The sequence below is a fragment of the Streptomyces sp. NBC_00310 genome, assembly GCF_036208085.1.
In the GTDB taxonomy this organism is placed as follows: Bacteria; Actinomycetota; Actinomycetes; order Streptomycetales; family Streptomycetaceae; genus Streptomyces.
Genome location: NZ_CP130714.1, coordinates 9,388,684 through 9,400,953, shown reverse-complemented (window position 1 = coordinate 9,400,953; position 12,270 = coordinate 9,388,684). Strand labels below are relative to the sequence as shown.

The following is a 12,270-nucleotide window of genomic DNA, read 5'->3' as shown; positions in this document are numbered from 1 at the left end:
AGGTGCGCGATGGTGGATGTCGGCGGCTCAGGACGGCCGGGGCGCGGCAAGGTGCTCGTGGTGGGGATGGACGGGGTGCGCTTCGACCGGCTGCCCCTCCCCCGGCCGCCGGCCGGAGGGAGCCCCGTCCCGCTTCGCCCGCCGTCCACGGCACCCGTACTGCACGGCCTGATGGCCGCGGGCGCCCACGGCAGCGGTCTGCTGCCCTACGGCGAGGTGGACGGTCAGGCCGAGGACGGGCCGTCCACCAGCATGGCCTACACCGACTCCGGGCCCGGCTGGTCGAGCGTGCTGACCGGGGTGTGGCCCGACCGTCACGGGGTGACCGGCAACGACTTCACCGGCGCCGACTACGCCCGCCACCCCGACTTCCTCACCCGCGCCGTCACGGCGCGGCCCGGTCTGCGCACGATGGCCGCGGTGTCCTGGCCGGAACTGGTCCTGCGCGGCACCCTGGGCCCCGCCATCGGCCGGCGCGTCCGGTACGACGGCGAGAGGGACGGCTACGAGAGCGCGGACAGCCTCGTCGCCCGCACCGCCGTGCGCTGGCTCACCGAGGACGACCCGGACGTCGTGTTCGTGTACTTCGGCGCCACCGACGAGGCCGGCCACGCCACGGGTCCCCTGAGCCCCGCCTACGACCGGGCCCTCCTCGCCCAGGACGCCCACCTCGGGCGGCTGCTCGCCGCCGTCGACGCCCGGCGCTTCGACCCCGTCCGCGCGGACGAGCACTGGACGGTCCTGGTCACCACCGACCACGGACATCTCGACACCGGCGGCCACGGAGGCGACACGCGCGCCGAGCGAGAGGTCTTCGTCGTCCTCGCCGAACCCGGCATGCCCGGCGGCACTCTGCTGGACACGCCCCGCCTCGTCGACATCGCCCCCACCGTCCTGGACCGTCTCGGCATCCCCGTGGACCCCGCCTGGGGCCTGCGGGGCCGCATCCTGCCCCGGCCGACCATGTCCCCCCTGTCACCACCCACTTCGGAACGGTCATGACCGACGCACTCTTCGCCCTGCGCCCCTGGGAAGCACCCGAGGTGACCTCCTGGGGGCGGCTGCCCATGAACGCCGTCGACCGGCGCGACCGGGCGCTGTCGCTCGACGGCCGCTGGCGGTTCCAGCTGCTGCCCTCGCCCGACCGGGAACCCGGCCCCGGCTGGTCCTGGGCCCAGCTCCCCGGTTCCTGGGCCCTCCAGGTGGCGGAGGACCCACCTCGGTACACCAACGTCCGTATGCCGTGGCCCCAGTTCCCGCCGGACTCTCCGGCGGAGAACCCGACCGGGGTGTACGAGCGGGAGGTCGACGTACCCGCCGAGTGGGCCGGCCGCCGGATCGTCCTGCAGGTCGGCGCCGCCGAGAGCGTGCTGCTCGTCCATGTGGACGGGCGGCCGGCCGGTGTGTCCAAGGACTCCCATCTGGCCGCCGAGTTCGACCTCTCCGGCCTGGTGCGTCCCGGGGAGAAGGTCACCGTGCGGCTCACGGTGGTGAAGTGGTCCGACGCCTCGCACATCGAGGACCAGGACCAGTGGTGGCTCGGCGGGATCACCCGCTCGGTACTGCTGTACGCCACCGATCCGCTGTATCTCGCGGACGTGAGCGTGCGGGCGCGCCGCGACGGGGAGCTGCGGGTGGACTGCCGGGTGCGCTCGGGGGCGGGGGCGGGGACGGGGACGCTGCCCGCCGGGTGGTACGTCAGCGGGGAGCTGGACGGTGAACTCCTCACCCAGGACCGCGAGTTCGACCGGTCCAACGCCGAGGACGACCGGGTCTCCGACTTCCTCGGCGAGGCCCGCATGGAGACGGTCGTCCCCGACGTACGGACCTGGAACGCCGAGACCCCCGAGCTGTACGACCTGACCGTCCGCCTGCACCGGGCCGACGGCACGGTCGCCGACACCTCGTACCACCGGGTCGGCTTCCGCGACGTCGAGATCCGCGGCCGGGACCTGCTGGTCAACGGCGAGCGGGTCTACATCCGGGGCGTGAACCGGCACGACTTCCATCCGCTGACGGGACGGACGGTGTCGTACGAGGACATGCGCGCCGACCTGCTGACGCTCAAGCGGTTCGGCTTCAACGCGATCCGCACCTCCCACTATCCGGGCGACCCGGCCCTGTACGACCTCACGGACGAACTCGGCTTCTACGTCGTCGACGAGGCGGACATCGAGTCGCACGACCACGCCCACGAGATCGCCGACGACCCGCGCTATCTGGGCGCCTTCGTGGACCGGGTCTCCCGGATGGCGCTGCGGGACAAGAACCATCCGTCGGTGATCGTCTGGTCGCTGGGCAACGAGTCCGACTACGGCGCGGGCCACGACGCGGCGGCGGGCTGGCTGCGGCGGCACGATCCGACGCGGCCGGTTCAGTACGAGGGGGCCGCGAAGCTGGACTGGGCGGCCACGGACGACGCCTCCGACATCGCCTGCCCGATGTACGCGCCCATCGAGGACTGTGTGGCGCACGCGCTGTCGGGCGAGCAGACCAGGCCGCTGATCCAGTGCGAGTACTCGCACGCCATGGGCAACAGCAACGGAACCCTGGCCGACACATGGGCCGCCATCGAGGCCACCCCAGGTCTTCAGGGCGGGTTCATCTGGGAGTTCTGGGACCACGGCATCCTCCAGCGTGTGAACGACGGACGACCGGCCGGGCGTGGGGGCGCCGGGCTGTACGAGAACGGAGTCGCGGGCCCCGGCCTGCGCTGGGCCTACGGCGGCGACTTCGGCGAGACCGTCCACGACGGCGCCTTCATCGCCGACGGGGTCGTCTTCCCCGACCGCACGCCCAAGCCGGTGATGTTCGAGCACCGGGAGATCGCCGCCCCGGTGCGGCTGTCCGTGGAGGGCGAGGGCACCTGGCGGGTGCTGCGGGTGCACAACCGGCAGCACTTCCGCGATCTGTCGTGGCTGGCCGCCGAGTGGGAGTTCGCGGCGGCCGACGGCGGCACCTGGACGCTGCCGGCCCGGCTGCCCGCCGTACCGCCCGGCGGTTCGGCCGTGATCGACCGGCCCGAGGTACCGGGCGGGGCCGGTGAGATCTGGCTGACCCTGCGCGTGACGACGGCCGCCGACGAGCCCTGGGCACCCCGCGGCACCGAGGTCTGCCTGCCGCAGGTCCAGTGGTACGAGGCGGACGAGCGGGAGCCGGTGGTGGGCGCCGAGGAGGACCTCGGGCACATCCCGCCGCCGGAGACCGACGAGAACGGGCTGCTGCTGCACCCGCTGCTCGCCTCCCCGCCGGCCCTGAGCCTGTGGCGGGCCCCGACCGACAACGACGTCCTCGGCGGTATGGCCGAGCGCTGGCGCGACCTGGGCCTGGACCGCGCGCAGCGCGAGCCGGTCTCCGTGGAGCTCAAGGGTGCCACCGTGCGGGTCCGGTCCCGCTGGACGACGGGTGCCGGCGCCGTCGAGCACGAACAGGCGTTCACAGCGCTGGTGGACGGCCGGGTGCTCGTCGAGGAGACGGCCGTGCTGCCCGAGGAGCTGACGGACGTGGCCCGCGTCGGCACGGTGTTCGAGACCGTCGACGACTTCGACCGCCTCGCCTGGTACGGACAGGGCCCCTGGGAGAGCTACCCGGACCGTGCGGCCGGTGCGCCCGTCGGCCACCACTCGGCCCCCGTCGACGAGCTGTTCACCCCCTATCTGCGACCGCAGGAGAGCGGGGGCCGGCACGGTGTACGGCACTTCACGCTCTCCGGCGACGACCACGTCCTGTCGGTACGGCTGGACGGACCCCGCCAGGTCTCGGTCACCCGCCACCGCGCGGAGGACCTCACCTCCGCCGCGCACCACGACGAACTGGCGCCCCGGCCGGGCTGCGTGGTCCACATCGACGCGGCGCACCGGGGACTGGGCACCGCCTCGTGCGGACCCGACACCTCGCCCGCGTATCTCGTCCCGCCGGGCGTCCACCGCTGGTCGTGGACGCTGCGGGCGCTCTGACCCACGAACCCTTTCTACGGAGTCACTGTGTGCACCTCGCACGAACCGGGGCAGGACTCTGCCCAGACCCACTCGGGCAGACGTAACTTCCTCCGTGCCACCGCCCTGCTGGGCGCGGCGGCGACGGTCACGCTGTCCACCGCCGCGGCGCAGGCGGCGGCGGTGCGGCGCCGCGAGCCCGACCCCGCGAGCCGCCGCTTCACGCTCGCCGTCATGCCCGACACCCAGTACCTCTTCGACGGACCGAGCATCGACGGGAAGCCCGTCGAGGCGTCCCTGCGTTACCTTCTGGAACACGGTGAGGACGAGAACATCGTGTTCCTGTCCCACCTCGGGGACCTCACCCAGAACGGCACCGCCCAGGAGACCGCGGCGATCGGCGAGGCCTTCCGGCTGCTGGACCGCAGGGGCGTCGGCTACAGCGTCCTCGCGGGCAACCACGACGTGCGCTCGTCCACCGACGACCAGCGGGGCTCGACCCCGTACCTGGACGTCTTCGGGCCCGCCCGCTTCGAGGGCAGGCCGACCTTCGGGGGCGCCTCCCCGGACGGCTACAACTCCTTCCACCTCTTCGAGGCGGGCGGCCGGCAGTGGATGGTGCTCGCCCTGGACTGGCGGCTGTCCGCGAAGGGTTTCGCCTGGGCGAAGGACGTCCTGGCCCGGCACCCGAGGACGCCGGTCGTCCTCACCACACACGAACTGGTCGACGGGGACGACTCCCTTTCCTCGTACGGGCAGACGCTGTGGGACCAACTGATCAAGGACCACGACCAGATCTTCCTCACCCTCAACGGGCACTACTGGCCGGCGGCGCGCACGACCCGGAAGAACGCCGCTGACAACGATGTCCATCTGCACCTCACGAACTACCAGAACCGGTACTTCGGCGGCGCCGCGATGATCCGTCTCTACCGTTTCGACCTCGACCGGAACACCGTCGACGTGGAGACGATCTCCCCGTGGATCCTGGGCAGGGCCGCCGAGGGCCTCAACGAGCTGGAGCGGCAGGAGAGCGAACTCTCCGGCGACGCCGACCGGTTCACGGTCGGGATCGACTTCGAGAAGCGGTTCGCCGGCTTCGCGCCGGTGCCCGCGCGCGCGTCGCGGCCGGTCGCGAAGATGCTGGTGCCCGGCACGGTCGCGTACTGGCGGTTCGACGGGCAGGAGGACGGGTCGGCGGTCAGCGGCACGATCCGTGACCGCTCGGGGCGCGGCAACGACCTCAGCCTGGTCACGGTCGGGGGCGCCACGCTCACCTGGTCGGCCGACCACCACCCGGACCAGCCCGGCCACGGCAGCCTGGAGTTCCACGGCGGCAAGCCCCCGCTGAAGGGCGCGTATCTGCGCACGGTCGACGGGGCCCCGATCAACTCGGCGACGTTCAAGGGCGGTTACACCATCGAGGCGTTCTACCGGCTGCCCGCCGACTGGAACCCGTCGAACCACGCCTGGGCGGGCGTCCTCGGCCGTACCGGCACGGGCGGCGCGGCGGGCAAGACCGCCGACGACCCGGACGAGCCGCTGGCCACGCTGTCGCTGTCGAACGACCGGGAGCCGCAGTGGGCGGTGCGCCCGCTCAACCAGCAGGGCATCGCGACCAACTGGGGCCAGGAGACCCCGCTGGAGACGTGGTGGCACCTCGCGGTCGTCAACGACGGCAAGCACACCACGCTCTACGTCCAGGGCTGCCCGGTCGTGCGCAACCCGAAGGCGAACGCCGTCGGGCTGACCTCCGTGGGCCTGCCCTGGATCCTCGGCGGCTACGAGTACGGCGGGGAGATCGACCAGATCCTGTACGGGCGGCTCGGTGACGTCCGCATCGTCGAACGGGCGCTTCCCGTCAAGTCGTTCATGAACCACTGAGACGCGAAGGAACCACACACCATGTCCAATCCATCTGACATATCCGACACCTACGAGCGACAACTGCCCACCTGGGCCGATCCGTCCGTCTCCCCCGCCGACCTCGACCCGCAGGGCGTGTCGCGCCGCGGACTCCTGCGCGGTGCGGGCCTGTTCGGCGCCGCCTTCGCGATGGGCGCCGGCGGCTCCCTGGCGGCACCGGCCTCCGCCGCTTCCCGCCCCTACGGGGGCGACGACCCGCGGCTCGCCTACCTCGTCGGCGACCACCACATCCACACCGTCTACAGCCACGACGCCAAGTACACGTTCTCCCAACTGGCCGCGGCGGGCGCCGAGTACGGGCTCGACTGGATGGTGTTCACCGAGCACTCCAACTTCGGGCACGCCGACTTCGGGGCCGCACTGGAACACCAGGAGGTCCTCAGGGCCCGGGCCGAGAACCCGCGGCAGCTGATCTTCCAGGGTCTGGAGTGGTACATCCCGGCCGCCGAGCACTGCACCGTCTTCACGACCCCGGGCCGGCACGAGGTCGACCTCCTCACCCGCTTCGAGCGCGACTACGACGGCAAGCTGCTGGGCTACACGGACGGTTCCGTGGGCGGCGCGGACACCGCCCGTAACGAGACGCACGCCGTCAAGGCGATCAAGTGGCTTGCCCAGCAACGGCGTTCGGGCTACGTCGACGACGTGCTGGTCCTCGCCAACCACCCCCTGCGCCTCGGCATCGACTCCCCGCACGAGCTGCGCGGCTGGCGGGACGCTGCCCCCGAGATCATGATCGGCATGGAGGGCGCGCCCGGCGCCCAGGGCGCGGCGATCCCCGGCTGGCGGGGCGCGACCGCGGTGCGCGGGGAGTACGAGAACAAGCCGTCCGCCCAGTCCTGGCCCGGTTACCCGGCGGAGGCATTCCTCACGTACGGCGGTTTCGACTGGTCGACGGCGACCGTGGGCGGCCTCTGGGACGCCATGCTCGCCGAGGGCAAGCTGTTCTCGATCACCACCAACTCGGACGCCCACCGGATCGTCTTCGACACCTGGAAGAACGGCGACTGGCCGGCCGGGCAGAACTTCGACAACACCGGCAGGCTGCCCGACCCGGTGAACACCGACACCCCGCAGCCCGGCAGCGACTTCTGGCCCGGGCAGTTCAGCCGCACCCACGTGGGCGTCACCCGCTACGGCTACGGGTCGGTGATGGCGGGCCTGCGGGCGGGCCGCGTCTGGCTCGACCACGGCCATCTGCTCGACGGCCTCGACGTCCGCGTCAAGCGGGACCGCGACGACGGACGCGGCGTCACCCTGGGCGGCCGGCTGCGTGTCCGCAAGGGCGAGAAGCTCACCCTGAACGTGACGGTGACGACCGCCTCCCGTGCCAACCCCCAGGGAATCCTGCCGGAGTTGGCCCACGTCGACGTCATCCGGGGTGCGGTGCGCGGTCCGGTGACCGACCGGGACGCCTGGCAGGCCCCCGACACGAAGGTCGTGCACACCAGGGACGTCAGCGGCCGCGAGGGCACGTACACCCTCCGCGTCCCGATCACGGCCGGGGACGAGTCCTTCTACCTCCGGCTGCGGGGCAGCGACGGCAACAGGAACGGCACGGGTTACCTGGGCGCGTCCGTCGATCCGCACGGTCCGATCCCGCACGAGCCGGGCGACGGCGATCCCTGGAAGGACACCTGGTTCTACTCGAACCCCGTGTTCGTGGACGTCGGTTGAGCATGACGTTCGCAGGGGCGTGGGGAACCGCGCGACCAGCCACGGCCGGCCGGCAGTCCCCCACGCCCCTCAGCCGCTACGGCGAGGGGCTGGGGCTGGGGCTGCCGCGGAACGCCCGATCGCAGTGGGGCCAGTCACCGAAGCCCCGGTCCCGGCTCCACAACCGCTTGGCCGCGTGGATGTTCCACTCCGGATCGAGCGCCTTGCCAGGCGTGCCGCCCAGCTCCTTCAGACGGGCGTCGGATATCTGGAACAGGCCCCAGTTCCGGGTTCCGTTGGTGTTCGGCAGGATGTGCGGGGGGGTCGAGGAAGGACTGGCAGTCGGCGATCGCGACCGCGCGGTCCGGTGCCTCGGTGAACACGCGCGGATGCGCCGCCGCACCTCGTCCTGCGTCCAGGTGTCCATGCGCGCCCCGGACCGGTAGAGCGCCCGCTTGGTGGAGTCGCCGACCACACCGTTGGGCGGATCTATCCCCGCCAACACCTGGAAGGCGGTCACCCGGCGCAGGGTCTGCGGCCCGAAGTCACCGTCCACGTCGATCACCGCGCCCTTGGCGTGCAGCAGTCGTTGCACCTCGCGCACGCAGGTGTCGTGCTGGCCCATGGCCACCACCTCCCGGCACCCGGACGTGAAGAGCGGCCGGCCGTCCTCCTTCGGGCGTTCCCCGGCGACTTGGCCGGGGCCGCCTTCGCTTCCCTCGGCCGGGCCGAGCGACGGCAGGTTCCACGCCATCCCGCCGAGGAACAGCACCGCCAGGCCGACGGCGATGCCGGCGCGGATCCGTCGACGCCTCCGGCCCACGGCCCCGGAACCGTGCGAGGGCTCCGGCGGCCCGATGACCGGTTCCAGCAGGGCGAGTTCCGGTTCCGGCGACGTCGTCGGCTCCGTGCGCTCGGGCCCGGTGCGCTCGGGCCCGGTGCGCTCGGGCCCGGTGCGCTCGGGCCCGGTGCGCTCCTGATCCATGGGCCCCGGCCCTGTCGGCCCCGGATCCGTCGGCCCCGGATCCCGGGCGGCGTCCGCCACGGCCCAGAAGCGGTGCAGCGTCCGTAGCTCCTCCGGGCTGGCGCCGCAGGCCACCGCGAGGCGGTGGACGGTGCCGTAGTCCTGCGGTACCGAACTGCCCAGGCAGTAGCGGTGCACGCTGGACCCACTTGTTCCGGCCTTCGCGGCGAGCGCCGCGTAACTGAGTCCCGATCGCTCCTTGAGCGAGCGCAAACAGGCGGCGAACCGCTCGGACTCCGTGCACGCAGACACGGGCGTCCCCCTTTTTTTCACTTGCTGCCGTGCTGAACGGCGGCGCGGCACGTGGGTCAGACGGCAGCGCTGTGTGTACGGAGATGAGAGGGCGCCCCCTGGATCCCCCGATCCCCGCGCCCGAGCACACTGTGCCAGAAACCGGCCGCAGGAACCCAGCCAACTCCAGCCACTTCCGCCACGGATCGCCGGCCTCCGTTTCCATGGCGCCCCAGCGCCGTACCAGCGGCCGGGGGATGTCGCACGCCGGTCGCGGCACGGCCGTCCCAGCGTCCCACCAGGCACGGAACCGTTGCACCGGCCTGCCACCGATTACCGGCCTCGGGCCCCGGCAGCACGAACCACCCCCCTTGTACGGAGACATACCAGTGGCTCGTTTCATGCCCTGGATTCGGCCGTGGGACGGTTGCGCAGCTCCCACCGCGGTCGACTGTGCCTCCGGCGACGTCTGTTTCTGGACACGCGTAGGGCGGAGCACCCCTCGGGGTGCTCCGCCCTACGGCTGTTTCAGGCTCGACGGCGCTCCGGTGCTGCCGGACGCTCTCAGGCGTAGAACCGGGACAGGCTCTGCAGCACGGCCGCCGGCTTGGGGGCGCCCTCGATCTCGATCGTGCCGTCGACGGTGATCTGCACGCCGCCCGGTACGTCCTCCACCGAGGCCAGCCTGCCCACCAGGCGAATCTTCGAGCCGACCTTCACCGGGGAGGGGAAACGCACCTTGTTCAGGCCGTAGTTGACCTTCGTCGAGACGCCCTCGACGTCCAGCAGCTCGGTGAACAGCGGGATGAACAGCGACAGGGTCAGATAGCCGTGGGCGATCGGCGCGCCGAAGGGGCCCTCCGCGGCCTTCTCCGGGTCGACGTGGATCCACTGGTGGTCCCCGGTCGCGTCGGCGAACGTGTTGATGCGCTCCTGGGTGACCTCGATCCACTCACTGGTGCCGAGGTCGCTGCCGGCGAGCTTCTTGAGTTCGTCGATGCCGTTCACGGTGATGCCCATATGACGTTCCTTAGCTAAGAGTTGGTGCCGTAGCGCTTGCGCACCCGGGCCTTGAGGAGCTTTCCGGAGGCGGTGCGGGGAAGCTCGTCCGCGATCACCACCGACTTCGGGATCTTGTACTTGGCGAGCCGCCCGGCCAGCGAGGCCAGGACTTCGTCGGCGTCCAGGGCACAGCCCTCCCGGGGCACGACCACGGCACGCGGCACCTCGCCCCACTTGTCGTCCGGTACGCCGATGACCGCGCACTCCACGATGTCGGGGTGGGCGAGGAGCTGGTCCTCGATCTCGGCGGGGTAGATGTTCTCGCCCCCGGAGATGATCATGTCCTTGATGCGGTCGACGATGAAGACATAGCCGTCCTCGTCGATCCGGGCGGCGTCCCCGCTGCGGAACCAGCCGTCGGCGAAGACCGCGGCCGTCTCCTCGGGCAGTCCCCAGTAGCCGGGCATGACATGGGGTCCGCGGACCACGACCTCGCCGGGCTCGTCGACGTCGACCGGGGTCATGTCCGGCCGTACGACCCGTACATCGCTGAAGAAGTGCGGCACGCCCGCCGAACCGGCCTTGCTCACGGCGTGCTCCGCGTCGAGGAAGAGCGTGCCGGGGGCCGCCTCCGTCATCCCGTAGCCCTGGAGGAACGTGAGCCCGCGCTCCTGGAACCTGGCGATGAGCGGGGTCGGCACCGGTGAGCCGCCGCAGGACAGCATCCGCAGCGACGACAGGTCGGCGTCGGCCCAGCGCGGGTGCCGGGCCAGGTGGTCGAACATGGTCGGCACGCCGAACATGAACGTGATCCGGTGGCGTTCGATCAGGTCGAAGGTGGCCTCCGGGACGAAGGCCTCGACCAGGACACAGGTGCCGCCCTTGAGCAGTACCGGCAGGGTGAGCATGTTCAGCCCGGCCGTGTGGAACAACGGGGCGGAGACCAGGGCGCGTTCGTCGGTGATGACGTCCTGGTCGACGAGCACGTTGACGGCGTTCCAGATGATGTTGCCGTGCGTGAGCATCGCGCCCTTGGGGCGGCCCGTCGTCCCCGAGGTGTACATGATGATGCAGGTGTCGTCGGCGGTGACGGGCTGGTCGATCGGCTCGGCCTCGGCCCCGGCGAGCAGCGCCTCGTACTCCGTGCCGGTCTCGACGTAGGTACGGACGTCGGTGTCGCCCGGCAGTCCCGCGACGAGCCCGGTGAAACCGGGGCCGTACACCAGCGCCTTGGCCCCGGAGTCCGCCAACTGGTAGGCGATCTCCGGCCCGGCGAGGCGGGTGTTGAGCGGGACGAAGACCGCGCCCAGGGTGCCGGCGGCGAACAGCGTCTCCAGGTACGAGGGGTGGTTGGGCCCCAGGTAGGCGATGCGGTCGCCGCGTCGTACGCCGGAGGCGCGCAGGGCGTGGGCGAGGCGCGTGGTGCGCTCGTACAGCTCCCCGTAGGTGATGCTCGTGTCGCCGTGGATCAGCGCGGTGCGCTGCGGGGTCTTGCGGGCCCGGCGGGCGGGCCACGACCCCAGTCCCTCATTGCGCATGTCTGTGCCCCTGTCCGTCATTGCACATGGGGTGGTCCCTCACGGTTTCCTCATGGCGTCGTCATGGCTTCGTCAGTCCGAGCAGCCGGGCGGCGTTCTCCTTCAGGATCTTCGGCTTGACCTCGTCCTTGATCGGCAGCTTCTCGAAGTCGGCGAGCCAGCGGTCGGGGGTGAGGACGGGGTAGTCGGAGCCGAAGAGCACCTTGTCCTTGAGCAGGGTGTTCGCGTACTGCACGAGCTGCGGCGGGAAGTACTTCGGCGACCAGCCGGACAGGTCGATGTGCACGCCCGGCTTGTGCGTGGCGACCGCCAGCGCCTCGTCCTGCCAGGGGAAGGACGGGTGCGCCAGGATGATCTTGAGGTGCGGGAAGTCGGCGGCCACGTCGTCCACGTGCAGCGGGTTGGAGTACTTCAGCCGGATGCCACCGCCGCCGGGGACGCCCGCGCCGATGCCCGTCTGGCCGGTGTGGAAGAGGGCGATCGTGCCCGTCTCCTCGATGACCTCGTACAGGGCGTACGCCACCGCGCGGTCGTTGGGGAAGAAGCCCTGGACGCTGGGGTGGAACTTGAAGCCCTTCACCCCGTACTCCTCGACCAGGCGGCGGGCCTGCTTGACGCCCGCCTTGCCGCGGAAGGGGTCGATGGAGGCGAAGGGGATCAGCACGTCCGCGTTGGCGGCGGCCGCCTCCGCGACCTCCTCGTTCGGGACGGGCTCGGTGCCGGTCGCGGACTCCGCGTCCACCGTGAAGATCACGGCGGCCATCTTCCGCTCGCGGTAGTACGCGGCCGTCTCCTCCAGGGTCGGCTTCCGCTTGCCCTCGACCTTGAAGTAGGCGGAGGAGGCGTCGTGGAGCTCGTCGTCCAGCGAGGAGGTGCCCTTCTTCGACGACACCTCCGCGTGGGTGTGGACGTCGATCGCGACCAGCTCGTCCACGTTCATGGCGGGAGTTGCGGGGCT

8 protein-coding genes are annotated in these 12,270 nt (G+C 71.5%); 4 read left to right on the top strand and 4 right to left on the bottom strand.

What is annotated here, in order from left to right; all coding sequences use genetic code 11:
* Window positions 1-9: 9 nt before the first annotated feature.
* The 4 genes from OG202_RS40970 to OG202_RS40955 are packed head-to-tail and all read left to right on the top strand — an operon-like array spanning window position 10 to window position 7,538.
* Window positions 10-1,002 carry an alkaline phosphatase family protein gene (locus tag OG202_RS40970; RefSeq protein WP_328224405.1) on the top strand — a complete coding sequence of 331 codons (993 nt, stop codon included), beginning with the start codon at window positions 10-12 and terminating at the stop codon, window positions 1,000-1,002.
* Window positions 999-3,956, top strand: a complete 2,958-nt coding sequence (locus tag OG202_RS40965) for a glycoside hydrolase family 2 TIM barrel-domain containing protein (RefSeq protein ID WP_328224404.1) — start codon at window positions 999-1,001, stop codon at window positions 3,954-3,956. Before OG202_RS40970 ends, OG202_RS40965 begins: the two co-directional genes overlap by 4 nt.
* 27 nt (window positions 3,957-3,983) lie before the next feature.
* Window positions 3,984-5,819: a LamG-like jellyroll fold domain-containing protein gene (locus OG202_RS40960; protein WP_327726842.1), complete on the top strand. Its 1,836-nt coding sequence runs from the start codon at window positions 3,984-3,986 to the stop codon at window positions 5,817-5,819.
* A gap of 21 nt (window positions 5,820-5,840) precedes the next feature.
* A complete protein-coding gene (locus OG202_RS40955) occupies window positions 5,841-7,538 on the top strand; it encodes a PHP domain-containing protein (protein ID WP_327726843.1) in 1,698 nt (565 codons plus the stop codon).
* 76 nt (window positions 7,539-7,614) lie between these two features.
* Here the strand turns inward: OG202_RS40955 and OG202_RS40950 are convergent, their stop codons facing one another.
* The 4 genes from OG202_RS40950 to OG202_RS40935 all read right to left on the bottom strand — a co-directional run bounded on the left by OG202_RS40950 (window position 7,615) and on the right by OG202_RS40935 (window position 12,252).
* Complete coding sequence (locus OG202_RS40950; RefSeq protein ID WP_328224403.1) at window positions 7,615-8,793, bottom strand: helix-turn-helix domain-containing protein; 1,179 nt, start codon at window positions 8,791-8,793, stop codon at window positions 7,615-7,617.
* A gap of 543 nt (window positions 8,794-9,336) precedes the next feature.
* Window positions 9,337-9,792, bottom strand: a complete 456-nt coding sequence (locus OG202_RS40945) for a MaoC family dehydratase (protein WP_326574644.1) — start codon at window positions 9,790-9,792, stop codon at window positions 9,337-9,339.
* Window positions 9,793-9,806: 14 nt separating this feature from the next.
* The gene (gene menE / locus OG202_RS40940) at window positions 9,807-11,312 is read right to left on the bottom strand and encodes an o-succinylbenzoate--CoA ligase (RefSeq protein WP_328224402.1); all 1,506 of its coding nucleotides are present in this window, start codon (window positions 11,310-11,312) and stop codon (window positions 9,807-9,809) included.
* A 61-nt stretch (window positions 11,313-11,373) separates the two neighbouring features.
* Window positions 11,374-12,252, bottom strand: a complete 879-nt coding sequence (locus tag OG202_RS40935) for an amidohydrolase family protein (protein WP_326585539.1) — start codon at window positions 12,250-12,252, stop codon at window positions 11,374-11,376.
* Window positions 12,253-12,270 lie beyond the last annotated feature (18 nt).

Coding starts and splice junctions, on each gene's coding strand:
- OG202_RS40970 (WP_328224405.1), top strand. CDS start 10: ATGGTGGATGTCGGCGGCTCAGGACGGCCGGGGCGCGGCAAGGTGCTC.
- OG202_RS40965 (WP_328224404.1), top strand. CDS start 999: ATGACCGACGCACTCTTCGCCCTGCGCCCCTGGGAAGCACCCGAGGTG.
- OG202_RS40955 (WP_327726843.1), top strand. CDS start 5,841: ATGTCCAATCCATCTGACATATCCGACACCTACGAGCGACAACTGCCC.
- OG202_RS40945 (WP_326574644.1), bottom strand. CDS start 9,792: ATGGGCATCACCGTGAACGGCATCGACGAACTCAAGAAGCTCGCCGGC.
- menE (WP_328224402.1), bottom strand. CDS start 11,312: ATGCGCAATGAGGGACTGGGGTCGTGGCCCGCCCGCCGGGCCCGCAAG.
- OG202_RS40935 (WP_326585539.1), bottom strand. CDS start 12,252: ATGAACGTGGACGAGCTGGTCGCGATCGACGTCCACACCCACGCGGAG.